The organism is Erythrobacter sp. SG61-1L (assembly GCF_001305965.1).
GTDB lineage: Bacteria > Pseudomonadota > Alphaproteobacteria > Sphingomonadales > Sphingomonadaceae > Andeanibacterium.
In genome coordinates this window covers 1,959,593-1,983,345 of sequence record NZ_JXQC01000003.1, presented here as the reverse complement: position 1 = coordinate 1,983,345, position 23,753 = coordinate 1,959,593, and the positions used below count along the sequence as shown (strand labels likewise).

General features: G+C 63.5%; 20 protein-coding genes. 9 read left to right on the top strand and 11 right to left on the bottom strand.

The window, feature by feature from the left end:
- Positions 1-29: 29 nt before the first annotated feature.
- The 3 genes from SZ64_RS09925 to phnX form a co-directional block, all read right to left on the bottom strand.
- Entirely contained in the window at positions 30-1,658 is a 1,629-nt protein-coding gene (locus tag SZ64_RS09925; RefSeq protein WP_054530680.1) for an alkaline phosphatase D family protein, read from the bottom strand.
- Entirely contained in the window at positions 1,649-2,830 is a 1,182-nt protein-coding gene (locus SZ64_RS09920; protein ID WP_082384520.1) for an iron-containing alcohol dehydrogenase, read from the bottom strand. The genes SZ64_RS09925 and SZ64_RS09920 overlap by 10 nt, the downstream gene beginning before the upstream one ends.
- Positions 2,827-3,654: a phosphonoacetaldehyde hydrolase gene (phnX, locus tag SZ64_RS09915; RefSeq protein WP_054530679.1), complete on the bottom strand. Its 828-nt coding sequence runs from the start codon at positions 3,652-3,654 to the stop codon at positions 2,827-2,829. The genes SZ64_RS09920 and phnX overlap by 4 nt, the downstream gene beginning before the upstream one ends.
- 125 nt (positions 3,655-3,779) lie before the next feature.
- On the opposite strand from phnX, the gene SZ64_RS09910 reads away from it, so the two are divergent.
- Positions 3,780-4,670: a LysR substrate-binding domain-containing protein gene (locus SZ64_RS09910; RefSeq protein ID WP_054530678.1), complete on the top strand. Its 891-nt coding sequence runs from the start codon at positions 3,780-3,782 to the stop codon at positions 4,668-4,670.
- Here SZ64_RS09910 and SZ64_RS09905 read toward each other — a convergent pair.
- The 6 genes from SZ64_RS09905 to SZ64_RS09880 all read right to left on the bottom strand — a co-directional run bounded on the left by SZ64_RS09905 (position 4,667) and on the right by SZ64_RS09880 (position 10,208).
- A complete protein-coding gene (locus SZ64_RS09905) occupies positions 4,667-5,665 on the bottom strand; it encodes an SDR family NAD(P)-dependent oxidoreductase (RefSeq protein WP_054530677.1) in 999 nt (332 codons plus the stop codon). The two genes, SZ64_RS09910 and SZ64_RS09905, sit on opposite strands and share 4 nt — an antisense overlap.
- 24 nt (positions 5,666-5,689) lie before the next feature.
- Complete coding sequence (locus SZ64_RS09900; RefSeq protein ID WP_054530676.1) at positions 5,690-7,291, bottom strand: GMC family oxidoreductase N-terminal domain-containing protein; 1,602 nt, start codon at positions 7,289-7,291, stop codon at positions 5,690-5,692.
- Between the two features lie 4 nt (positions 7,292-7,295).
- Positions 7,296-7,745, bottom strand: coding sequence for a DUF3237 domain-containing protein (locus tag SZ64_RS09895; protein WP_054530675.1), 450 nt, complete (start codon positions 7,743-7,745; stop codon positions 7,296-7,298).
- Positions 7,745-8,173 carry a DUF3237 family protein gene (locus SZ64_RS09890; protein WP_054530674.1) on the bottom strand — a complete coding sequence of 143 codons (429 nt, stop codon included), beginning with the start codon at positions 8,171-8,173 and terminating at the stop codon, positions 7,745-7,747. The genes SZ64_RS09895 and SZ64_RS09890 overlap by 1 nt, the downstream gene beginning before the upstream one ends.
- Before the next feature lie 12 nt (positions 8,174-8,185).
- Positions 8,186-9,652, bottom strand: coding sequence for an aldehyde dehydrogenase family protein (locus tag SZ64_RS09885; RefSeq protein WP_054530673.1), 1,467 nt, complete (start codon positions 9,650-9,652; stop codon positions 8,186-8,188).
- 97 nt (positions 9,653-9,749) lie between these two features.
- A complete protein-coding gene (locus tag SZ64_RS09880) occupies positions 9,750-10,208 on the bottom strand; it encodes a nuclear transport factor 2 family protein (protein WP_054530672.1) in 459 nt (152 codons plus the stop codon).
- Positions 10,209-10,340: 132 nt separating this feature from the next.
- Here SZ64_RS09880 and SZ64_RS09875 point away from each other — a divergent pair, with 132 nt between their 5' ends.
- From SZ64_RS09875 to SZ64_RS09860, 4 genes are all read left to right on the top strand, one after another.
- The gene (locus tag SZ64_RS09875) at positions 10,341-11,267 is read left to right on the top strand and encodes a helix-turn-helix domain-containing protein (protein ID WP_054530671.1); all 927 of its coding nucleotides are present in this window, start codon (positions 10,341-10,343) and stop codon (positions 11,265-11,267) included.
- Between the two features lie 112 nt (positions 11,268-11,379).
- Complete coding sequence (locus tag SZ64_RS18925) at positions 11,380-12,702, top strand: MFS transporter (RefSeq protein ID WP_054530670.1); 1,323 nt, start codon at positions 11,380-11,382, stop codon at positions 12,700-12,702.
- Complete coding sequence (locus tag SZ64_RS09865) at positions 12,699-14,762, top strand: PQQ-dependent dehydrogenase, methanol/ethanol family (RefSeq protein WP_054530669.1); 2,064 nt, start codon at positions 12,699-12,701, stop codon at positions 14,760-14,762. Before SZ64_RS18925 ends, SZ64_RS09865 begins: the two co-directional genes overlap by 4 nt.
- Positions 14,763-14,851: 89 nt before the next feature.
- Entirely contained in the window at positions 14,852-15,646 is a 795-nt protein-coding gene (locus SZ64_RS09860; protein WP_054530668.1) for a hypothetical protein, read from the top strand.
- A 10-nt stretch (positions 15,647-15,656) separates the two neighbouring features.
- Here the strand turns inward: SZ64_RS09860 and SZ64_RS09855 are convergent, their stop codons facing one another.
- Complete coding sequence (locus tag SZ64_RS09855) at positions 15,657-16,265, bottom strand: nuclear transport factor 2 family protein (RefSeq protein WP_241773099.1); 609 nt, start codon at positions 16,263-16,265, stop codon at positions 15,657-15,659.
- Between the two features lie 184 nt (positions 16,266-16,449).
- On the opposite strand from SZ64_RS09855, the gene SZ64_RS09850 reads away from it, so the two are divergent.
- The 3 genes from SZ64_RS09850 to SZ64_RS09840 all read left to right on the top strand — a co-directional run bounded on the left by SZ64_RS09850 (position 16,450) and on the right by SZ64_RS09840 (position 19,808).
- Positions 16,450-17,682: a flavin-dependent oxidoreductase gene (locus SZ64_RS09850; RefSeq protein ID WP_082384519.1), complete on the top strand. Its 1,233-nt coding sequence runs from the start codon at positions 16,450-16,452 to the stop codon at positions 17,680-17,682.
- Positions 17,683-17,684: 2 nt separating this feature from the next.
- Positions 17,685-18,239 (top strand): MarR family transcriptional regulator, encoded by a 555-nt coding sequence (locus SZ64_RS09845; protein WP_054530665.1) that lies wholly within the window; start codon positions 17,685-17,687, stop codon positions 18,237-18,239.
- 123 nt (positions 18,240-18,362) lie between these two features.
- Positions 18,363-19,808, top strand: coding sequence for a hypothetical protein (locus SZ64_RS09840; RefSeq protein WP_054530664.1), 1,446 nt, complete (start codon positions 18,363-18,365; stop codon positions 19,806-19,808).
- A 60-nt stretch (positions 19,809-19,868) separates the two neighbouring features.
- Here the strand turns inward: SZ64_RS09840 and SZ64_RS09835 are convergent, their stop codons facing one another.
- Complete coding sequence (locus tag SZ64_RS09835) at positions 19,869-20,639, bottom strand: GntR family transcriptional regulator (RefSeq protein WP_082384518.1); 771 nt, start codon at positions 20,637-20,639, stop codon at positions 19,869-19,871.
- A 454-nt stretch (positions 20,640-21,093) separates the two neighbouring features.
- On the opposite strand from SZ64_RS09835, the gene SZ64_RS09830 reads away from it, so the two are divergent.
- Positions 21,094-23,661, top strand: coding sequence for a TonB-dependent receptor (locus tag SZ64_RS09830; RefSeq protein ID WP_162225103.1), 2,568 nt, complete (start codon positions 21,094-21,096; stop codon positions 23,659-23,661).
- The last annotated feature ends 92 nt before the right edge of the window (positions 23,662-23,753 follow it).

Here is a 23,753-nt window from a genome sequence, read left to right as displayed (position 1 = left end):
GTCTTGCAGAAGGGGTGGTGGGAGTGGGTTCAGGCAGCCGACAGACGGTGGCTGTGCAGCTCCGACGCGAGCCGGTGCGTACCGAGCAGGCGGGTGGAATTTTCAGTGCGGGAAGGGAGGAACAGCCAGTCGCAGGTGACGGCAGTGGGTGTGAATTCTGTCACCATGTAGCCGCGGCGGCTGGTGTCGCACCATTTCAGGTCGGGATTGGTGGCCAGAAAATCGCCCGCGATTGCATCCGCATTCCCGCCGAAGCGTCGTTCGAGGCCGTTGGAGGAAACCGACTGGACGCAGAGCTCCACACTGGCGTGCTGCCCGTCCAGCAACAGGTCGCTGGCCCAGGCATTGTGGCTGTCGCCGGCCAGGGTCACCAGGTTGGCGCCTGCGGCAATAGCGGCCTGCAGCACGCGGGTGCGCTCCGCCGGATAGCCGCTCCAGCGATCCATTCCCATTGGCATCCCCGCGCGGCTTGCGCGGTTCGACAGCTCGATTTCCGCGTTCGTCTTGGCGTCGAGAGTGAGGTCGGGCGCCAGCCAGCCGGAATTGATCTGGGGCATGACGTGCGGCGCCATGATGACTTGCTGGGCCAGCACCTGCCATTTCGTTCCGGCCGAAGCCGAAGCCTTCATCCCGTCAGCCAGCCATTGCAGCTGCGTGGGGCCAAGCAATTGCCGCGCCGGGTCTGTCAACGGTCCACGAACGAAATCGGCCACTGCCTGTTCGACATTGGTGGTAGCGCGCAGAAGCGGCTCGGGATCGAGTTGCTGCGTGCGGGCTAGCAGCCGGGTTTCCAGCCGATACATGGTGGCCAGATCGCCCAGTTGGTAGGCAGCATAATCGCCGCTGGCCGGAATCCATTCCCGGAAGGCGCGCACGCCTGCCGCCGCACGCAAGGCCCAGATGCCTTCGTTATCGGCGTGGTTTTCTGCTCCGCCGGTCCAGCTGTTATTGGCAGTTTCGTGATCATCCCACATCACCACCATTGGATGGCGGCGGTGCAGTTCCTGCAGGTCGGGATCGTTGCGATAGCTGGCATAGCGCAGGCGATAATCGACCAGCGTTTCCAACTCGCCCAGCGGGCGGACATCGCGCTTGATGGCCAGTTCGGCCAGCGCGTCGGACCGGGTAGTGGGCGATTCATAAATGTAGTCACCCAGATGGACGACCAGATCGATATCGTCGCGCGCGGCGGCGTGGGCATAGGCCGTGAACCAGCCGGAGGTGATGTTGGAGCAGCTCATCACCGCGATCCGGCAGCGGTCGAGCGGGCCTTCCGGCAGGGTCTTCGTGCGTCCCACGGGCGATGCCTGTCCACCCGGTGCGGTGAAACGGTAATAATAATATCGGCCAGCCTTCAGCCCGGTTGGGCGGATATGAGCGCAATAGTCGGTCTCAGGACCGGCCAGCGTCTCGCCCGTCGCCACGATCGAGCGGAATGCCTCGTCTTCGGCCAGCTCCAGCTTCAGGCGCGCAATGCCCGCGTCCGGCGCGACATAGCGGGTCCACAAGGTCACGCTGTCGGCGGCAGGTTCGCCGCTTGCCACGCTATGGGTGAAACCTGCCATGGGCCAGGCGCGGGCAAAGCCCGGCAGTGCTGCGATGCCTGCCCCGATCAGGGCGGCTTCGATGAAGAGACGGCGATTGATCCTCAGGGACATGATCTCACCTCGGGGGCTGCAGGGTGGGCTGGGGGCGTGAGGGCGNCTGCAGGGTGGGCTGGGGGCGTGAGGGCGGGAGCGAATAGATCTGGAAAGTGCTCGGGGCTGCCGATGAAATTGCGCCCGCGCGGGCCGTCGAAAGCATCGGCAACGATGCGATCCCAATCGGCCGGGGCAATGCTGTAATCGGCGGGATGGGTGCCGATGCCGACCTGATGCAGGAAGTGTTCGAGCGCTTCGGGTGCGTCACCTGCCGGACAATCGAAAATCGCCTCCAGCGCCTCGTCGCATGTCCGTGATACACCCAGTGCAGACCGCATCACGGCAGGAAGGCTGAAGGAACAGGCAATGCCGTGGGTCACGCCCTGTTTGATCGTAACGGCGTAGGAAAGGCTGTGGGCCAGCGCCGTCTTGGTGCGGGCAAAGGCGAAGCCGGCTTTCAACGCCCCTTCGGCCAGCTTGCTGCGCAGGTCCAAGTCGGCGGGTTCGGCCAGCGCGCCGGGCAGGCCCGCGAGAATGAGGCGTGCACCTTCTACGGCGAAGCCGCGCGAGACGTCGTCCGCATTGCGGTTCCACAGGCTTTCCAGTGCATGTGACAGGGCGTCGAGGGCGCTGGCGCGGGTCTGTTCACGGCCCAGCCCCGTCATCAGTTGCGGATCGAGGATCGCGGCTTCCGGATAGAGGTCCGGCCGTTCGAGCGACAGCTTGCGCCCGCCTGCCATGTCCCACAGGGTTGCCCAGCAGGTCAGTTCGCTGCCGGTCCCGGCCGTGGTCGGAATGGCGATGATCGGCAAGGCACGCCGTTCCGGCAGCGATCTGCCTTCAACGGCTTCCAGAATGGCGTCCGCGTCGCCATGGCCCAACGCGAAGACCTTGGCGGCGTCGATCACAGAGCCGCCGCCAAGGGCGATGCACAGGTCAATCCGGCCCCCTCTCTGCTTTGCCCGGTCGCACAGTTCGCGCATCGTATCTGGGGTGGGATTGGGGGCGATCCGGTCCAGCAGCAGGGCCGGCGGGCCTGCCAGCCGGGCAACACGCGCGGCGAGTTCCGCAAAGGGTGGCTCGGCATAGGTCAAGAGTGCATAGGGCCGTCCGGCGGCAAGCTCGCCGATCCGGTCGACCGCGGCGCTGCCGAACAGGACACGGACGGGATTGCTCGGGTCCGTGGTCATGGCCGTTCCCCCATCGCGAGGGCAGCTTCGATGGCCGCGATGGGTTCTTCCAGATCGGCGACAGAGGCGATCACGTAATGCGCGCCAGCGCCGTGCATCCGTTCCTGGATCGCGCTCAGGCGCGTCCGGCGCTCCGCTGCTGGCAGCGCTTCCCAGCCGGCCAGCGTGAGACCCATCTCATTGCCGCTGGCAGCAACACCGACGGTCCACATACCGGCCGCGCGTCCTGCCTCTATCCCTGCCAGCGTGTCGTCCACGACGAGGCAAACGGCAGGGTCGCCGATCCCGAGCACGCCCATTCCGCGCAGGCACATGTCAGGGGCGGGGCGCCCATTGGAAACGTCGCTGGCCGAGACCATCGCGCCAAGGGCAATGCCTCGCTCCGCGATGAGGGGGGCAATCCGGTCAAGGATTTCGCGCGGGTATCCTGTGGTTGCGCCCGTTGCTATGCCGCGTGCGCGCAGGCTGGCGATCAGATCGCCCGCGCCCGGAACAGGATCGCAATGTTCTGTGGCCAGCCGGGCATCCGCCTCCAGAAATTCGGCGTAGAGCCTGTCGATTTCGGTGGGGCCGGGTTCCGCACCGAAGCGGCTGGACCAGCAGGACCGCACATCAGGTTCGGCCAGGATCAGTTCGATATGGTCGCGCTTGGCACTGCCCATCGGGCGGCGGATCTGGGCATCGCTCAGACTGATGCCAAATGCATCGAATGCCCGGCCGAAGGCACGCACGGGTGCCATGCTGCCAAAGTCGATCAGCGTGCCTGCCAGATCGAACAGCACGGCCTGCAGCCGGGAGGAAGATAGGGAAACGGGCAGGGACAAAGGACGGCCTTCGAGTCACGGTTTCGATCCCGTGCCCGCTACGCGGCTTATGTGACTCCCTTGCTATCGAAAAAATCGAGTTTATAAACTTAAATACATGAAATGATCTATGGATTGATGGAGCAATGAACCTCTCGCAGCTTCGCAGCTTCATCGCCGTTGCCCGCCATGGCGGCTTCACGGCGGCGGCACGGGCCCTCTCGCTCAGTCAGGCGACAGTGACTTCGCAGGTTCAGGCGCTGGAGCGCGAGTTCGGCGTGGAACTGTTTCACCGGCGTGGGCATCGCATCATGGTCTCTTCCATCGGGGAAGCGTTGTTGCCGCTTGCACGCCAGATCAGGGCGCTGGAGACCGAGGCGGAACTGCTGCTGCAGGACAATGGCGCCCTGCGCAGCGGCACTCTGCGGATCGGTGCGGTCGGCCCGTTCCACGTTACTGAAATGATCGCGGCCTATAACCGCGCGTTTCCGGGGATCAGGATATCGCTGACAGTCGGCAATTCCGAAACCGTGCTGAAGAGCCTGGGCGATTATCAATGCGATGTCGGCATCCTCGCCAGCTTTGCCGAGGACGAGCGCTATGCGAGCATGCCGTTCAACTCCCACCCGGTGATCCTGTTCGTTAGCGCCGACCATCCGCTTGCCGGGCGCGATCAGATCGACTTGGGCGAGTTGCACGGCAGGCCGCTGATCATGCGAGAGGCAGGCTCCACCACGCGCAAGGCGCTCGAGACGGCGATTGCGGCGGCAAATATCCAGCCGCGTATCGCGATGGAGATCGGCAGCCGCGAAGCGATCCGCGAGGCGGTGGGGCTGGGCTTGGGTATCGGTGCCGTGTCAGAGGCGGAATTCGTGCCCGGTCCGAATTTGCACCCCATCCGGATAACGGGCGATCCGGTGATGACCAGCACTCACATCTTCTGGCTAAAGGAGCGGGAGAGCAGCAGGTTGGTCCAGTCGTTCCTTGGGGCGGTGGCGGAACTTGCTGACCAGCCGAGCGGCAGGGCAATTGCCTAACGCCGGTCGATCGGCTTCCACACTTCCACTGGCTCCCCGCGCGCGACGCGGCCAAAGGCATCGAGGACATTCTGCGGTGGCGCACCTGCCTGTGTGTGAAGGTCGGGCGCGATCATCCATGAGGCATCGCGTTGCGGCACTGTTTCCAGCGCTGCGGCCAATGCCTGCTTTGTCCAGGCCAGACCGCCATTGTCGATGACGGTTTCAGCACTCATGCCTTGAAACAGATAAATCCGGTCTCCATCCACACCGAAGACGCGCCCGGTGAAACGGCAATCGGGCGAAGAAAGGTAGAGCATCAGGCGCGAGACATTGTCCGGAGCCATCCGGTCCAGCCCGGTTTCCGGCACTTTCATGATCTCGTCGAGGATCGGGATTGCCTCGCTCATCCGGGATCGGGCCATGGGCGCCAGCGCGTTGACCCGCACGCCCAAATGGCACAGCTCAGTAGCGGCAGCCATTGTTAGGGCTGCGACCCCGGCCTTGGACACGACATAGGAAATCGCACCCGGCGGTGGGTTGGTGCCCGCAGGGGAAGAGGTGTTGATCACGGCGCGGCCCAGTTCTGGCCCCCGGCTTTCCCAATGACGAGCCGTCCAGTGGAGCAGAGCCGCAGTGCCAGTGAGGTTGACGTCCATCACCCGCTGCCAGTTCTCCCCTGTTTCGCTGGCGATGGAATCATAACAGGTGATCCCGGCATTATTGACGACAATGTCCAGTCGCCCGAACTCCGTCACGGCGCGTTCGACCAGATCCTTTGGGCCTTCCCAACTGCCGACGTCGCTCGTATCGGCGGAGGCCTGCCCGCCCATATTAACGATCTCCGCCGCGACCTGAGTGGCGGGTGCCTGATCGCTTCCGCCGCCGGTGATTGCCGTCCCGGCATCGTTCACGAGTATTGCCGCGCCTTCACGGGCAAGGGCGAGCGCGTGGCAGCGGCCTATCCCGCGCCCGGCACCGGTCACAATGGCGACTTTGCCTTCGAGCATAGTCATGACGCCGCTTCCTCTCTCGTTGCTCTATCGGCTCGCCTTGATGAAGTCGGCGGCGCGCTCAGCTACCATGATGACTGGCAGGTTGGTGTTCCCACCGGGCAGGCGCGGGAAGATGGATGCATCCACCACGCGCAGGCCGTCCACGCCCTTCACGCGTAGCTGGTCGTCCAGAACGGCACGCTCATCACCGCCCATGCGGCAGGTGCCTGACGGATGGTAGGCAGTGGCAGCAGTTGCGCGAACATATTCGAGTATTTCCGCGTCGCTTTCCGGAGAGTTTTCGGGCCGCCTGATGTCGCCGGTCACGTTTGCCAATGCGGGCTGGGCCAGCAGGCTGCGCAAGGTGCGATATCCGCGCACCATCTCAGTCCGGTCTTCTTCGGCCGAGAGCAGATTGAATCGGATGCGCGGATGGGCGCGCGGATCGGGCGTGGCCAGTTTCAGCCAGCCCCGGCTGGCAGGATAGTTGAGCGACCACATTGCCCCCATGCGCGGGCCGAACGGCCGGGCGACACCGGGGAACCATACGCGCGATTCCATCGCCAGCGGGATCAGCAGGATATGCAGGTCTACGTGATTCGGGTCTGTCCCGGTCGCGACATTGGCGGAGATTGCCAGCGGCGGCGCGCCGAACGGGCTGTCCTTGCGCAACAGCCAGCGCAGGCCGGACAGCATCAGCCGATCCAGCCGCAACTGCTTCTCGAAGGCAAGGGACGGGGCAAGGTCGAACTCCATTCCCGCGCCGGGATGGTCCATCAGATTGGCGCCGACATCTGGGCTGTCGCACAGAGCGGGAATGCCCATTGCGGCAAGATCGCCTGCCGGGCCGATGCCGGAAAGCAGCAGCAATTGCGGCGAATTGATCGCCCCGCCGCACAGGATCACTTCGCGGGCGGCATGGGCCTGCTTTTCCTCGCCATCCTGAAGCCACGCCAGCCCGGTTGCCCGCCTCCCGTCGAACAGTACCCGCGTCGCCAGCGCATGGGTACGCACTTCCAGATTGGGGCGGGACAGGGCGGGGCGCAGATAGGCATCGGCGGCACTGTGGCGGCGCCCGTCGCGGATGGTGAAATCGGGCATGCCGAAACCATCGGTTCGCTCGCCGTTGAAATCCATTGTGATGGGAAAACCCATCGCACGTGCGGCTTCCACCGCATTGGCCATCAGCGGGCTGGGCGCCGGGTGAGGCTGCACGCATAGTGGGCCGCTACCGCCGTGAAACGGCGTGTCGCCGCGCCAGTGGCTTTCCAGCTTGCGGAAGTAAGGCAGCACATCGTCCCAGCCCCAGCCGGGCAGGCCCGCATCGCGCCAGCCATCGTAGTCGCGCCGGTGGCCGCGAATGGCCATCATCCCGTTGAGCGAGGAAGTGCCGCCCAGCATCCGCCCGCGTGCCACGGGCAGACGTCGTCCACCCAGTTCGGGTTCCTCCTCGGAGAAGAAGCCCCAGGTCAGGTCTGGATTGGGCCAGAGCTTCGAGACGGCCAGAGGGATTTGCACATCCATCCGACGGTCGCTGCCGCCCGCCTCCAGCAGCAGCACCCGGCAGGACGGGTCTTCACTCAGGCGATTGGCGATCACGCATCCGGCAGAGCCTGCCCCGACGACGATATAGTCGAACTGCTCCATCGGTTCAGACCACCTTCCAGAAGTGGAACAGGGAACCGTTGGGGTTGCGCTGGCCCACGCCGACGAAGATCGTGCGATTGAGCCATTCATACGGCCCGGCGGGCGCCTCGAAGCGCGGGGTCATCCGCATGTAATAGCTTGCAGGATCGACATCCTCGCGCGCCAGAAGCTTTGCGACCACCTCTGGCGGGGCATGGCGGATTCCGGTGCTGCGCTTGAGGATGAAGGCGCCGTCATCGGTTTCAAGCAGATATTGGGATTCGAAGCGGCCGTTCCCGTCTTCCTGCACCAGCGGGAAATCGCCGCCGCTGCCCGGCACGATCCGCCCGGAGATGCCGGGGCCATGGAAGGTGCCTGCTTCGATCAGCACCGCACCGCGCGTATAGCCGTCCATATGGATATGCATGCGCGGGCCAAGCGTGAGCTGCATTTCCAGGGCAAGTTCCAGCCGCATTAGGCGATCCTGTGAATGGCGAGGGTGGTGCCGCCGGAAGCGCGTTCGGCGACATAGGCCGCCCCGGCAAGGCGGGCTAGGGGGCTGTCGGCCTCGGCCTCGAACAGCAGTGTCAGGCGGGTGCCTGTGAAGTCGCCATGCGTTGTGAGGTATCCGGTGCCGAATGCACGGGCACAGGCACCCTCTGCCTCAATGTAATAGCTCGCCTCCACCACGGTGATACCGTCAGCGCGGGCGAAGCGGGTCTCGCTGCCACCGGCCAAGCGAGCATCCAGCCCTTCGCCATGCAGCCTTCCGCCGCTGACCGGCCAATGGCTTCGTGCACCGCCGATGGGCAATTGCCCGACATTCAGCACGGGACCGAATTCGACATCGAGCGTGAATGCCGGGACAAGTGCGGGCGTGGGGGCTGCTGTTTCCTGCGGCATCGGCAAGCCTCCTCAGTAAGCCATCGTCACGGATTTCAGCTCCGTATAGGCTTCCACCCCGGCGCGGCCGTTCTCGCGCCCGAAGCCCGATTGCTTCACGCCGCCTACGGGCATGGAAAAGTCATTCCCGCCGCCGGAGTTGATCCGCACCGTGCCTGCCCGCAGCCGGTCGATCAGGCCGAGCGCATCGGTAATGTCGCGGGTCCAGACATAGGCGGCAAGGCCATAGGCACTGTCATTGGCGAGAGCAGCGATCTCGTCGAGGTCACTCGTCTCGAACGGCGCGACGCACAGAACCGGGCCGAAGATTTCCTCCTCCACTGCGGCCATTTGGGCGGTGACGTCGGTCAGGATGGTGGGGCGGAAGAAATGGCCCTTGCCACTCAGAGCGCCGCCCGCCGCCAGATGGGCGCCTTGCGCCTGCGCGCTTTCCACAAAGCCGGATACGCGGCTGTGCTGAGCGGCTGAAATCAGCGGGCCGAGGCGGGTATCGGCATCGCCGGACGCGCCGATTGTCATGCTGGCGCCGATTGCCGCGATCCTCTCCACCAGATCGGCAACCACACTGGCGTGGACGAGCAGGCGCGATCCCGCGGAGCAGGTCTGGCCGGTATTGAAGAAGATGCTGGTGGCGATCCCGCGCGCGGCACTCTCAAGATCGGCATCGGGCAGAACGATCACAGGCGATTTGCCGCCCAGTTCCACCGTGCAGCGCTTGATCTGCCGCCCGCAGCTTTCCGCGATCCGGCGGCCAGTGAGGGTGGAGCCGGTGAAGGAAATCTTGGCGACATCGGGATGTTCGACCAGCGCCGCACCAGCCTCTGCTCCAAGCCCGGTCACCACGTTGAAATAGCCGGCAGGAATGCCGCATTCGCTGGCCAACTCGGCCAGACGCAAGGTGGACAGGGAAGTCTGCTCAGCAGGTTTCAGCACTACAGCGCATCCGGCGGCGAGGGCTGGGCCGATCTTGCAGGCAGCACCCATCAGCGGATAGTTCCAGGGCACGATCTGCCCCACCACGCCCACCGGTTCCCGCCGGGCATGGCCGTGCCAGTTGCCGGGCGTGGAAAGCTCCATCGTCTCGCCGGTCAGCTTGGTGGCCCAGCCAGCGAAATAGCGCAGGGCCGCAATCGCGCCGGGAACATCGACGATCCGGGCGTTGAAGATCGGCTTGCCCGCATCGAGCGATTCCAGCCGGGCGAATTCCTCTGCCCGGGCCTCCACGGCATCGGCCAGAGCAAGCAGCGCAGCCTGTCGCTGGGCGGGTGCCCAGCGGGCCCGGCCGGCCCCGTACATTGCGTGATGAGCGGCTGAAACGGCGGCATCAATATCCGCCGCGCTGCCCGCCGCCACATCGCCCACAATCTGCCCGGTGGAAGGGTCCTCCACCGCGATTGTTTCACCACCCGAGGGCTGCGCCCAGATGCCCCCTATGTGGTGGCGGGCAGGCGGCAGAACGGGCAGGCCGGGTTGGCTCATCGTGAATCCTTTCACGATCCGGCTAGCAGCACCGCACCGCACCGACTTGCCTGTCTGCGTTGGTTCGGGACTGAAAGCGCAATCCTGCTTCAGGGTCTCAGCGGGTCTCGAAGCGTTCCAGCACCTTGCCAGCCCAGCCCATGATGTCCTTGGCGGCGATTTTCCATTGGCCATCCACTTTCACCACTTCGTCCCGCACATGGCCGCACCAATGCAGGATGGGGTGTTCGGGCGGACGATTGATCGTTGCCCAGGCATAGCTGCGCACCACCCAGCGATCCGGCCGCCCCTGCGGATCGGGTTCGAACAGGAACTGGCCCATCTGGTGCTGATGTCCGGGAAAGTCCGGCCGGTCATGGAACTTCAGCACCAGCTTGCGAATCTCGTCGCGCCCCTTGCGCATTTCCAACTCGCCGGAGGAGGTTTCCTCGGTGGCCTCCGCATCTTCGGTGAAGAGATCGCAATATCCGTCCGTGTCGCCGGTATCCAGCGCCCAGCTATAGCGGGCGTAGAGGTGCCTGATCGCCAGTTCATCTTCCACCTGGATGGGTGCCATTATCTGTGTCTCCTCTCGCTTCGGACCCGCTGCCGCTTCTGGACAGCTTTGCCCCCGCCATTTAGTTCTGCCGAAACGGTCATAAACACAAGCGGGCAGGCAAGACCCGCCGGACCGGGCGGAGAGCGTTCAATGCTTAAGGTCTTTTCCACCAGGGCGGGCAGCCGCCTCGAACGTAGCCGGCAATGGCTGGCCTTCACCGGTGCGGACCGGGTGGAGATCGACGACGATCGAGAGGCTTCCATCCGGGGCAGCGATTTCGGAGCGGTGCGCCTGTGCCAGGCCTCTCTGGGCCGTCATCGCATCGGCCAGTCTCCCCGGATCGACCGGGAAGCGGAAGAGGCGGCGCTGAAATTCTTCTTTCAGGAAGAAGGCTCTGCCCGGTTGCGCCAGCACGGGCGGGAAATCGAGATAAGCCCGGGCCAGTGGTGCGCCCTGCGCAAGGATTTGCCTTACGAATTCGAAGCGCCCGGCCATTCACGCCAGCTGACAATTACCCTGCCTTGCGAGACGTTGGCGGCCCCGCGTCCGGGCTTCCAGTGGTGGGGCACGCCCCGTTCCTATCGCTCGGGCGCGGTGCAGGTGCTGCACGCTACGGCCTCGGCGGCAGTGATGACCGGGGCGGACCTCACCCGGTATGAGAGCGAGGCGATTGGCGGGCAGGTGGTGCAATTGCTGGAACTGGCTCTGAGGGCTGGCGACAGCGCCTTGCCGCCCGACATGAAGGAGCGGCGCCGGGCTGCGGCGCTGGATTTTATCGAGCGCAATCTGGCCGATCCTGCATTGGGAGTGCCGCTGATTGCGCATGCATTGGGCTGTTCCAGCCGGACCCTGCACAAATTGTTCGAGGGCGAGGCGAATACCGTCGCGCGGATTATCTGGAACCGCCGGCTGGACCGCTGTCGCAGCGAATTGACCGATCCGGCCTTCGCCACCCGCTCGATCACCGAAATCGCCCATTATTGGGGCTTCAGCGATTCCCAGCATTTCAGTCGCGCGTTCAAGGCCCGTTTCGGACGCACTCCCCGCGAGTGCCGGGCGCTGGCGGTGCTTCACTGATTTTCGCTGTCACGCGCACTCCTGCGCTTGCAGGCACGTTCGCGTGACATTGCCCCGCTAAGGACCGGAAAACGCCCGCCGCCAGAGCCGGCCTGTTCCTTGGGGGAATGCAGTGACGCAACGTGACCGTGCAGTGGCCCTGTTGCTGCTTGCCTCGCTCAACGCCTTTGGCTTCATCGACCGCGTCGTGGTCGCGCTTGTGGCGGAGAAGATCAAGGCGGAGTTCCTTGTCAGCGATCTGGAGATCGGCCTGCTGGGCGGTACAGCCTTTGCTCTGGTCAATACTCTGGCCAGCGTGCCAATCGCTCGGCTGGCGGAATATGCGCGGCGGTCTTCGGTGACGGCGGGCTTTCTGTTGCTCGGCTCCGTTTTTACCGCGTTGATGGCGGCCAGCGCCAGCTTCACGCAATTGCTGGGCGCGCGGCTGGGCATGGCAGTGGGCAGTGCCGCCACGGAAGCCCCGCCCCATTCGATGATTTCCGACATGTACCCACCGGAAAAGCGGGCTTCGGCGATTTCCATCTTTATGCTCGGTGTTCCGGTCGCCTCGCTGCTGGGTTCGTTCCTGGGCGGCGCGATTGCCGAGAATTACAGTTGGCGTTCCACCTTCCTGTTCTTCGGCGTGGCGGGCGGCGCGATCTCGCTGCTGTGCATACTGTTCCTGAAGGAACCGGCGCGCGTAACGGTGGCTCCCGCGATTGAGGCGGGCGGCAAGCCAAGTGCGTGGCAGGTGCTCACTGCCATGATGGGCAGTTCCACAATCCGCTTCCTGTTGATGGGTGTGACCTGCATCAGCCTGGGCAGTTTCGGGGTGAACACTTTCCTGCCCGCCTTCTTCTCGCGCAGCTATGGGCTGGATGCGGCACAGGCCGGGCTGGTGTTCGGCATCATTTCGGGCTTCGCCTCTCTGGTCGGCACGCTGCTAGGTGGTTTCGCCAGCGAGCATTTCGCCCGGCGCGATCAGCGCTGGTTGCTGGGATTTCCGGCGCTAGGATCGGTAATCGGTGCGCCGCTGTTCGTGATCGGGCTGGTCAGCGGGCAGCTTGCTATTGCCATCCCGGTGATGCTGGCAGGTTCGTTCTTCTTCTACACCGCCATGGGCCCGGCCATCGCAACCCTGCATGGCAATCTCGATTCATGGAGCCGCGCCACGGGCTCGGCCCTGTTCCTGCTGATCGTCCATCTGGTGGGGCAGGGTGCCGGGCCGCCGCTGGTCGGCACGGTCAGCGATACGGCATCTTCCATGATCTACGGCGGGGACTTTGCCGCCCAATGTGCGGGTGCGGCAGGGCAGGTTCCGGGATCGGCCTGCGCGGCGGCTTCTGCAGGCGGGTTGCAGATGGCCATCGGCATATTCGCAATGTTCTTCGCGCTGGGCGGCATTGCGCTTTTTTTCGCGGCGCGGGCACGCCATCGGGCCGAAGCGGCGGCGTGAGGGGGATCGTTGCCCTTGCGGTCGCGTGCCTGCTGACAGCCTGCGGCAGCAGCGATGCGGACTGGCCAATGCATGGCCGCACGGATGAAGCGCAGCGTTTTTCTCCGTTGGAGCAGATCAATCGGGAGAGCGTCTCCCGCCTGGGCCTTGCTTGGTTCCACGACCTTGAAACGGATCGTGGGCAGGAGGCGACTCCCATCGTGGTAGATGGGAAGATATTTCTCGTCAGTGCCTATGACGTCGTGCAGGCGCTCGACGCGCGCGATGGCTCCTTGTTGTGGAGTTACGATCCGCAAGTGCGGGAGGCTTCCGCCCGCTCCTGCTGCGGGCCTGTTTCGCGCGGAGTCGCGGTGGCGGGCGGGAAGGTGTTTCTCGGCGCACTGGATGGCAGGCTGATCGCGCTCGATGCGCAGAGCGGGAGGCCTGTGTGGGAAACCCAGACGATCGACCCAGCTGATCCGCTGGCGAAAAACTATACCATCACCGGAGCGCCACGGGTGGTGAAGGATATGGTGCTGATCGGCAATGGCGGCGCGGAATTTGGCGCGCGTGGATCGGTCGGGGCATATGACATGGCCAGCGGCAAGTTGCGGTGGCGGTTCTTCACCGTGCCGGGCAAGCCCGGCGTGGCCGACAATGCTGCATCCGACAGTGCGATGGAAATCGCCCGGCCGACATGGAATGGCGAGTGGTGGAAATATGGCGGTGGCGGCACGGTGTGGGACGCCATCGAATACGATCCTGAACTGAACCTCGTCTATATCGGCACGGGCAATGGCTCGCCGTGGAACCACGGCATGCGTTCCGACGGGAAGGGGGACAATCTCTTCCTCTCCTCCATCGTGGCCCTGCATGCCGATACGGGCGAATATGCCTGGCATTTTCAGGAAACTCCCGCCGACACATGGGATTACACTGCCACGCAGAACATCGTGCTGGCCGATCTGGAGATCGACGGGAAACCGCGCAAAGTGCTGATGCAGGCACCGAAGAACGGGTTCTTCTATGTGCTGGACCGGCAAACGGGGGAGTTCCTGTCCGGCAAGCCATTCGTGAAGGTGAACTGGGCCAGTGCGCTGGACCCGAAGACCGGGCGCCCGGTCGAACTGCCCGATGCGCGCTATTACCGCACAGGCAAGGCACACTTCCAGTTTCCCAGCTCCGGCGGCGGGCATAACTGGCCGCCCACGGCATTCAGCCCGCGAACCGGGCTGGTCTATATTCCCGCGCAGGACGTGGGCATGCCTTTCGCGCCCAACGATGCCGAACGACAGATTCCGGGTGTCTATACTTCCGGCGTAGCGATGAGCGGCGGCGGCACGATGAGCGAGGCGGACCGCGAGGCACTCTATGCCGGGATGAAGGGCTATCTGATCGCGTGGGACCCGGTGAAGCAACAGGCGCGCTGGAAGGTGGATCAGGCGGCGCCGTTCAATGGCGGTGTGCTGGCCACGGGCGGCGGGCTGGTCTTTGCTGGCAATACAGCACGACAGATGGCCGCCTATGACGACGAGACCGGCCGCAAGCTGTGGAGCTTCGATGCGCAGACCGGCATTCTCGCGCCGCCGATAACCTACACACTGGGCGGCACCCAATATGTCGCCGTGATGGCCGGGTGGGGCGGCGGATGGCCGCTGACGGGCGGCGTGATGGCGCTGCAAGCGGGCAAGTCCATCGGGCCGAACCGGCTGCTGGTGTTCGCTCTGGACGGCAAGGCCAAGCTGCCGCCCTTCCTGCCGCCGCAGGTTTCGCGCGATCCAATCGTGCAGGCCATGCCGAAGGACCTGGTGGCCGTTGCGAAAGGGGATGGGCTGTTCGGCCGCTTCTGCCTGCGCTGTCATGGCAGCGGTGCGGTGAGCGCGGGGGCCTATCCGGACCTGCGCCTTGCGCCCTTGGTGATGGACGATGCCTTCTATTCCATCCTGCTGGACGGCGCGCTGGCGCAGAACGGCATGCCCGGCTTCAAGGGCAAGCTGACCCGCGCTGACGCAGAAGCGATCCGGACCTATCTCGCAAAGCGGAGCTACGAGGATTTCGGGCCAGTGGGCGTAGGGAAGTAGCGGGCGGTTTCCGGCGCGACCCAGGCATTCAACGCTCATTAACGGGTTGAGGCGTTTCTGCGGGCCACCAACCGTGTGCGAGGTCCATCATGGATTCGTTTGAGCGTTACGGCCTGAGCAAAGTCCCGGCGATCACGCTGGGCTTCTGGGTCATCAAGATATTGGCGACCACCCTTGGCGAGACCGCCGGCGATGCCGTCAGCATGAGTTGGCTGGGCGAAACGACCGCGCAGGCCGGGCAGGGCGGCATTAACGGATATCTGGTTGGCTCAGCGATTTTCCTGACCTCGCTCGCCATTCTGGTTGCCATCCAGATCCGGGCGCGCCGGTTTCATCCTTTCCTCTACTGGTCCACGATCATCGCATCGACCACGGCGGGCACGACCATGGCGGATTTTGCCACCCGATCGCTGGGGATCGGGTATCCCGGCGGTTCGTTGCTGCTGCTCGCGCTGGTGCTGGCATGTCTGTTCGTCTGGCACAGGGCACTGGGGACCATTTCGGTCCAGAGCGTTCATGAACCGAAGGCCGAAATCTATTACTGGCTGACAATCACCTTTTCACAGACATTGGGGACCGCGCTGGGCGACTGGCTGGCCGATGGCCCATTGGGCTATCTCGGCGCTTCCGCAATATTCGGTTCTGCGCTTGCAATCGTGGCGCTGCTTTATTGGCGTAGCACGGTCAGCCACGTGGCACTGTTCTGGGCGGCCTTCATCCTGACCCGCCCGCTTGGGGCAACCGTTGGCGATTTCCTGGACAAGCCGATTGCCAAGGGCGGTCTGGAGTTCAGCCGCCCCTTGGCATCGGCAGTGCTGATCGCCGCCATCGTATTGCTGATCGTGCTGGTGCCGCAAAAGGCGGAAGCGCGGCGATTAGGGTAACGGGCTTCGCTCAGACCTTGTCGTAATGATAGGGCGCGATCACCGGTTCGGGATAGGCTTCATATTCCATGGTCGGTGCCCGGTCAGGCCGAAGGCCGTCGATGGAGCGCAGCAGTTTCACGCCGCCCTTGTGCCAGCCTTGCTCATATTCGGTGTAGATGTTCATGTAGCCATGCAGCAGGGCGATGCGCCACTGGCCGTCCACGCGCCGGTATTGGTTTTCATAAGTCGCCTCGCCCCAGCGGGCTTCGGCACCCAGTGCGCCCACCATCATGAAGCTGCGCCAGCGGCCTTTGGCCGTTCCTGCCTCGCTGTCGATATGGATTACCGGCTGCAACTGCATGTGATTGTAGAGCACGCCCCGGCCGTAGGGTGGCAGATGATGAAGATAGGCCCGCACCCTTTCGCGCCCGACATAAACTCCGCGCCCTGCCAGTTCGAGCGTCGCGTCTTGCGCAAACAGGTCCGCCGCATCGTCCCACCGGCCCTTGTCTACATAATAGCCATAGGCAGCCTGCAGATTGCATATCTCGACATAGTCGTCCGCCTTGCGGGACTTTGCGGCCAGCGCGTCGAGATCGTTCCTCAGGAGGCGGAGTTCTTCCCGCAAAGCCTGCATTTCGTCCACTGAACATCCTCCCGCCATCCGTCTGTCGGCACGCATTCTACGTGCCCCGCAGCGCCCCCGCTTGCCTTGGTGCGCAGCTCACCGAAGGCCGCGCGAGGCACTTCCGTCAGCATACATCTTTTCGTTTGACGCGCCCGCTTTCGCACTTATGTTGCCGGCACAAGAGGTATACAGTATGCGAAATTTTGTCATCATCGGGGGAGGCATTGGCGGTCTGACGCTTGCCCTGATGCTGGCCGAAAAGGGCATTCACGCACAGGTCTATGAAGCGGCTGCCGAATTGAGGCCGCTTGGCGTGGGGGTCAGCATCCTGCCCCATGCCAGCCGCGAACTTTGCGCACTGGGGCTTGGCCCGGCGCTGGAGCGGAGCGGGATCAGCGCAACCCATTCCTGGTTCTTCAACCGCTTCGGCAATGTCGCCTATTGCGAGGCACTGGGTACGGCGGCAGGCTTCGATGCGCCGCAGATTCAGATACATCGCGGCGATTTGCAGACGCTCCTGCTTTCCGCGCTGGTCGCCCGCACCGGCACTCGCACGGTGATGACAGGCCATCGCTGCGTGAAGGTGGAACAGAAAGGCGATGCCGCGCTGGTCCACTTTACCGACCCGGCCGGGCGTGCCTTGCCGCCGGTCAGGGCCGATGCAGTGATCGGCGCGGATGGCATCCATTCCGCCGTGCGCGCGCAGCTCTATCCGGGCGAAGGCGGTCCAATCTATTCCGGCGTGAACATGTGGCGCGGCGTGGCGCGCTGGAAGCCCTTTCTCGATGGCCGCTCCTATATTCGCGCGGGCTGGCTCAGCCATGGCAAGATGGTGATCTATCCCATCCGCGACGCCATTGACGCGGACGGGAACCAGTTGATCAACTGGGTGGCCGAAATCGAGACCCCCGACCACGCAAGGCAGGATTGGAACCGGCGCGGAAGGCTTGAGGATTTTATTGGTGCCTTTGAGGATTGGCATTTCGATTTCCTCGACGTGCCGGCGCTGATCCGGGCGAGCGACCGGATTCTCGAATATCCGATGGTCGACAGAGAGCCGCTGCCCCGCTGGAGTTTCGGCCCCGTCACTCTGCTGGGCGATGCTGCCCATCCGATGTATCCGCGCGGATCGAACGGCGCGGGGCAGGCGATCCTCGATGCGCGGGCGCTGGCCGATGCCATGGCTGCCCATGGAGGGGTGGCGGATGCCTTTGCTGCCTATGAGAACTCCCGGCTGGAAGCGACGGCCAATGTCGTACGCACCAATCGCACAAGGCCACCCGACGCCATCCTGAAGCTGGTCTATGAACGCAGCGGCGACCGACCCTTTGAGCGGATCGAGGACATCGTTTCGCCGGAAGAACTGGCCGCCATCAGCAGCAGCTATCGCGCCATTTCCGGCCATGAACGCGGGCAGGGCGTCTGAGCATGGCTGGCCCACGCGGAAAATCGGCCTGCAAGCCTGCCACAGGCGAGCGCAAGGCCAGCAAGGAAAGTCTCGAATTGCGTGAACTGATGCAGCAGCTGCCGCTCTGGCAAAGGCCGGGCTATCTGATCCGGCGTCTGCACCAGTTGCACTACGCCCTGTTCTTCGAAGAACTGGTCGGGTCCGACATCACGCCGGTGCAATATGGGCTGATGACGATCCTTTCGACCACGCCCGATGCCGATCAGATTGCCATCGCAAACAGCCTCGGGATCGACCGTACCAATGTGGCGGACGTGCTGCGGCGGCTCAGCGATGCCGGACTGGTGGAACGGCGCCGCAGCGAGAAAGATCGCCGTGCGGTGATTTCTTGTCTGACAGCGCAGGGTGAGGCCGTCCTGCGTCAACTTTATCCCGGGATGCTCCGTGCGCAGGAACGCCTGCTGGAGTGTCTCGAACCCGATGAGCGGGATGCCTTCGTGGCGACGCTCGTCAAACTTCTTGAAGCCAATAACAAATTCGGTCGCGCGAGCCTGAAAATCTCCCGCAGACCTTGATCCGAGCGAAACGAGCGTGTGTCCGCAAGAGACGCCGCCGGGTGGACGATATGCCAAGAACCAACATGGACGGCCTTTGGCCGGAACTGGAGATTGCGTGTGCTGTTTACCCCGTCGCACTGGATGTTCCTTGCAATCCTGGTCACGATCCTGCTCACCATTGTTTTCCGCCGCAGCGTAGTCATCGCGGCGATGCTGGGCATTCTGGTGCTCGCCGCCATGTCGCCCAATGCAGGCAGCGGGGTGATCGCTCACGGTGTCTTTGCATTGCAGAGCCTGTTCCGGGCGATGCTGCTGGCGGGCAGCGACCTGTTCGACATCATGCTGCTGGTGGCGATCATGCTGGCCATGCTCAAATCCATGGCGGCCGAAGGCGCGGACGAACTCATGATCGCGCCGATGCGCAAGCTGATCGTGGGGCCATGGTCCGCCTTCTTCGTGCTGGCGATCACGGCCTACGTCTGTTCGATCTTCTTCTGGCCTTCGCCAGCCACCGCGCTGGTGGGAACGGTGCTGATCCCCGTGGCTTTGCGCGCGGGCCTGCCTGCGCTGGGCGCGGCGGCAGCCATCAATATCGCGGCCCATGGGATCGCGCTTTCCTCTGACCCGGTGATCCAGGCCGCTACGCGCATCTCCGCACGCTCGGCAGGGATCGATGCTGCGCCAATCCTCTATTACACCGTGATCTTCTCGACCGTGACGGGCGTGGTCGCGATGATACTGACAGTGATCTTCCTGCGTCGTGACATGCGCCTGAAGCCTCAGGCACTGGCAGGTGGCGGTATGGCTGCGGCAGGGGGTTCTATCTCCGGCGAGCCGGGTGAAGGCGGAGAGGAGATTGCCGCCGAACTGCCGCCGCACGGGCGCTTCGGCCTGCCGTTGGCCATTCTTACCCCGCTTCTGCTGTTCGGCGTGGGCGTACTGATTATCTACCGGGCAATCGCCCTGCCGGAAAAGGCGATCTATGGTGGGGAGGCAACTGCCCTGCTCGGCGGGGCGGCGATTTGTGTGCTGATCATGGCCTGCATCGCGCATGACGGGCATCGCGCGATGGAAAGCGTGATCCACCACATCACCGAGGGCTTCACTTTCGCGATCAAGGTATTCGGGCCGGTCCTGCCGATCGTGGCGTTTTTCCTGCTGGGCGATCCTGCCCATGCGGAACGCGTCCTTGGGCCGGGCACGCCGGGCTATATGCTCGATTTCGGGCAGTCGGTCGGCCGCTATCTCGGCCCTGACAATCCGCTGCTGCCAGTGGGCGTAATGATCGTGGGCATCCTGTCGGGGATTGACGGTTTCGGCTTCTCCGGCCTGCCGCTGACCGGCAGCGTGGCTGCAGCGCTTACAGGCGCTACCTCGACCGACAGCACGGCATTGCTCGCCAGCCTCGGGCAGATCGGCAGCATCTGGGTAGGTGGCGGCACGCTCGCCCCATGGTCGGGCGTGTGCATCGTGGCGGCGCTGGCCAATGTGAGGCCGGACGAGCTGGCGCGGCGCAATTTCGTTCCGGTCATCGCCGGGCTGATCGCATCCGCGCTGGTGGGTATAGCCCTGCTAGTGGCCTTTTAGGAGGCGAACAGAGAAACGCGCTTGTTCAGGCAGTGCCCCCGCGAGGGCAGGGCAGCCGGGTCAGGCTGCCTTGTCTTCCTCGCGATAAGTGCCTTCGGGAAGGTTGGCCATCAGCGCCGCGCCCACTTCGCGCACATGGCCCATGGCGAGGCGCGATGCCTTGTTCTGATCCCCGTCGATCACTGCCGAAAGGATGCTGGCGTGTTCCTGCCAGGAATGCTTGGCGCGCACGGCGGACTGGGTGGAGAAAAGCCAGTAGGTCCGGTCACGCAGGGAACGCATGAAGTCCGCCAGATAGCGATTACCGGCAGCTTGGCCGAGTTCGGCATGGAAGCGATCGTTCACGATCTGCAGTTCTTCCAAATCGTCGCGCGCGGCGGCGGCATTGCCATCTTCAAGCAGCTTGGTCAGCGCTTCGCGGGCCTTGTCGTGGCAGTGACGAGCGGCATAGCGGGCACTGATGCCTTCCAGTTCCGCGCGCAGATCGATGGTTTCGGCCAACTCGTTAAAGGACATCAGCGGAACGCGCGCGCCCTTGCGCGGACTAATATCCACCAGCCCTTCATTGGACAGAACCTGCAGTGCCTCCCGGATGGGATTGCGCGATACGCCGAACATTTCGGCAAGCTGCGGTTCTGGCAGGCGGTCGCCCGGCTTGAACTGTCCGGTCAGGATCGCTTCGCGAAGCGCATCGGCAACCACATTGTTGAGCGACTGACGGCTACGGCCGATCTGGCCCCACTCGCTGTGCTGTTCCTGTCCCACCGCTTGATCGTCCATCTGCAGTTCTTCGGTCTGATGCTGGGTGAAGGCCCCAGCCAATGGTTTCATTGCGTTAGATCAAGATCGCCCGAAACTCCACTGTCTTCTGCGCACAATCGACAAGGTAGGCGATTCTCTCCTCCGATATGGTGCCTTCGTTCGGCGCTTGTGCCGGCTCCTGGCGTGAGCGGGATCGTATGCCGCTGTGTGCAGCAAACATATGAAAAATATATGTTAAAATGCGCCTTTGAGGTCTGGGAAGCTACCTCATTTCGCGCTTGCGAAATCGCTATTGACACCCCGATTGCAAGGTATACTGTGCTTTGCACACTGTATACGACATACAAAACACCCGTAGCAGTGCAGGGAGGAACGGCAGTCGTAAAGCCGTTCAAAACGGTTCGTCGAAGCAAAGTGTGTCAACTGACGCGCCGTACCGGCGCGTGCTCTCGCGATGGGGGGAATAATGAGGTCCTTCAATAATTGCGGTTTCCTTTCGGGTCGCCGTGTGAAACTCCAGGCTGTGTCCACTCGCGCCCTGATGCTCAGCATGCTGCTTGCCTCTGCGCAGGCGGAAATCGCCCATGCAGAAGAGGTATCTGCCCCAGCCGCCGAAGCGGATGAGGGTGCCGCCATCGTCGTTACCGGCTCGCGCCGCGAAGCGCGTTCGGCATTGGACGTGCCGGCTCCGGTCGATATCGTTTCCTCCGAGGATCTGCAGCGCGAAAGCAGCCCGGACATGAGCAATATGCTGCGCGTCGCAGTCCCGTCGCTCAATGTGAACGACAACGCGATCAGCGGCACCTCGGCGGGTATCCGCCCGGTCTCGCTGCGGGGCCTTGCGCCGGACCACACGCTGGTGCTGGTCAACGGCAAGCGCCATCACCGCGCTTCGGATATTCCGACCTTCTCCGGCGGTATCTCCGACGGTTCTCAGGGGCCGGACATGTCTTCCATCCCCTCGATCGCGCTCAAGCAGGTGCAGGTCCTGCGCGATGGTGCAGCGGCCCAGTATGGCGCCGATGCCGTGGCGGGCGTGATCAACTTCATCATGGACGATTCCGATGAAGGCGGCCGCGTCGATCTGCGTTTCTCCAGCACCTATGAAGGCGATGGCGATACCTATGTTGCCGCTGCGACCTATGGCACCAAGCTCGGTGAAAACGGCTTTGTTCGCTTCAGCGGTGAATATAGCGACGCGGCGATGACTACCCGCGCCGTGCAGCGCAGCGATGCGGCGGCTCTGCAGGAAGCGGGCTTCCTCGGCGTGCCCGATCCGGCCACACGCTTCGGCACGCCCAAGGTGCAGGACAACATCAAGACCTTCGTCAATTTCGGGGTCGAGAATGGGCTGGGAGGCGAGTTTTACGGCTTCGGCGGCTATGCCGAGAAGACCGTGTTCGTCGACTTCTTCTATCGCAACCCGACCGACCGCGAAGCGGTGTTCACCAGTGGCAGCAATTACCTGATCGGCGATATGACGCCGGATGACGGCATTACCTGCCCCGGCGGTATAGATTTCGATACCGGCCTGATCCCCGATCCCATCGGCGTGGGCGATACCGATGCGGCTGACCGTCTGGCCGAAGTCTTCGCCGATCCGAACTGCTTCTCCGCTCTGGAATATTACCCCGGTGGCTATTCGCCCTATTTCGGCAACAAGGTGAAGGATCTCTACGGCACGCTGGGCATGCGCGGCGAGATCGTGGATGATCTGAGCTATGACCTGAGCGTGGGTGCTGGCCGTCACCAGATGCACATCTTCGTGCAGAACTCGATCAACCCCAGCCTGGGTTCCTATTCGCCGACTTCGTTCGAGAATAACGGCAAGCGCATCCAGGAAGAATTCATCGTCAATGCCGACTTCGCCTATCCGTGGGAAATCGGCCTGGCCTCGCCGTTGAACGTGGCCTTCGGTGGCCAGTTCCACCGTGAGTCCTTCACTGTGGTTGCGGGCGACCCGGAAAGCTACGAAGCGGGCATTCTGGCGACGCAAGGCTTCCTGATCGGTGAAGACGCCTATCCGGGCTATACGCCCGACATTGCCGGCACCTTCTCGCGCAGCAATATCTCGGCCTATCTCGACCTTGAAACCAACGTCACCGACGAACTGGTTCTGGGCGCTGCGGGCCGGTTCGAGCATTTCTCCGACTTCGGGGACAAGGTGACCTACAAGGTTTCAGGCCTGTATCACCTGACCCCGTCGCTGGGCGTCCGCTCGACCTATGCGACGGGCTTCCATGCGCCCAGCCCGGGTCAGCAAAACTATAGCGGCCTCACCACCGAACTGACGACCGATGGCGATCTGCTGCTGACCGGGATCATTCCTGCGGGCAGTCCGGTTGCGGCGGCCGTGGGCGGTGTGGCCCTGAAGCCGGAAACGTCGAAGAGCTTCAGCGCGGGCATCGTGTTCGAACAGCCCTGGCTGAACCTCACGATCGACTATTTCAACATCAAGATGAAGAACCGTCTGACCACTTCGGCCAGCTACAGCCTGACCGACGATCAGCGCGATATTCTGGCAGCCGAAGGCTATGCCTTCGCGCAGAATCTGGGCACGTTCCGCTTCTTCACCAACGACTTCTCCTCCACCACTCAGGGTGTGGATGTCGTGGCGACGATGCCGATCGACCTCTACGACGGGGCGAATACCAGCTTCAGCCTTGCCGCCAACTACACCCAGACGGACGTGACCTCCTACGATCCGACCGATCCGGGCGAACTGCTGAGCGCCACGCGCGTGATCCAGCTCGAAAAGAACCTGCCCCGCTGGCGCGGCAATGCCACCTTCAGCCACGATGCTGGCGACTGGCGTGCATTCGTGCGGGCCAATTACTATGGTGAATATACCGAAATGCACGTGAACTCGGGCGGTCTTCGGATCGACGCCGGATCGGAAATCACTTTCGATGCCGAGTTCGCCTACAAGATCTTCGAGAATACCGAGCTGGCAATCGGCGCGACGGATATTCTGGACAACCGTCCGGACCTCAATCCCTGGCGCTACATCCTGGGTTCCAAGTATCCCACCACCTCGCCGATGGGCGTGAATGGCGGAACCTACTACATCCAGCTCAAGCAGAGCTTCTGATCCACCCAACTGTGGCTGGCCTGCACCTCGGTGCGGGCCAGCCTCTTTTTCGCAGCTGGGCACGCCGAAGATCGGATGGCCCCGGATGCGAA

Bases quoted from the DNA above. Each gene is read 5' to 3' on its own strand.
- SZ64_RS09855 (WP_241773099.1), bottom strand. From the start codon at position 16,265: ATGCAGGCTTTGCGGGAAGAACTCCGCCTCCTGAGGAACGATCTCGAC.
- SZ64_RS09925 (WP_054530680.1), bottom strand. From the start codon at position 1,658: ATGTCCCTGAGGATCAATCGCCGTCTCTTCATCGAAGCCGCCCTGATC.
- SZ64_RS09890 (WP_054530674.1), bottom strand. From the start codon at position 8,173: ATGCCGCAGGAAACAGCAGCCCCCACGCCCGCACTTGTCCCGGCATTC.
- SZ64_RS09885 (WP_054530673.1), bottom strand. From the start codon at position 9,652: ATGAGCCAACCCGGCCTGCCCGTTCTGCCGCCTGCCCGCCACCACATA.
- SZ64_RS09880 (WP_054530672.1), bottom strand. From the start codon at position 10,208: ATGGCACCCATCCAGGTGGAAGATGAACTGGCGATCAGGCACCTCTAC.
- SZ64_RS09850 (WP_082384519.1), top strand. From the start codon at position 16,450: ATGCGAAATTTTGTCATCATCGGGGGAGGCATTGGCGGTCTGACGCTT.
- SZ64_RS09905 (WP_054530677.1), bottom strand. From the start codon at position 5,665: ATGACTATGCTCGAAGGCAAAGTCGCCATTGTGACCGGTGCCGGGCGC.
- SZ64_RS09895 (WP_054530675.1), bottom strand. From the start codon at position 7,745: ATGCGGCTGGAACTTGCCCTGGAAATGCAGCTCACGCTTGGCCCGCGC.
- SZ64_RS09875 (WP_054530671.1), top strand. From the start codon at position 10,341: ATGCTTAAGGTCTTTTCCACCAGGGCGGGCAGCCGCCTCGAACGTAGC.
- SZ64_RS09910 (WP_054530678.1), top strand. From the start codon at position 3,780: ATGAACCTCTCGCAGCTTCGCAGCTTCATCGCCGTTGCCCGCCATGGC.
- SZ64_RS09900 (WP_054530676.1), bottom strand. From the start codon at position 7,291: ATGGAGCAGTTCGACTATATCGTCGTCGGGGCAGGCTCTGCCGGATGC.
- SZ64_RS09860 (WP_054530668.1), top strand. From the start codon at position 14,852: ATGGATTCGTTTGAGCGTTACGGCCTGAGCAAAGTCCCGGCGATCACG.
- SZ64_RS09840 (WP_054530664.1), top strand. From the start codon at position 18,363: ATGTTCCTTGCAATCCTGGTCACGATCCTGCTCACCATTGTTTTCCGC.
- SZ64_RS09845 (WP_054530665.1), top strand. From the start codon at position 17,685: ATGGCTGGCCCACGCGGAAAATCGGCCTGCAAGCCTGCCACAGGCGAG.
- SZ64_RS09835 (WP_082384518.1), bottom strand. From the start codon at position 20,639: ATGAAACCATTGGCTGGGGCCTTCACCCAGCATCAGACCGAAGAACTG.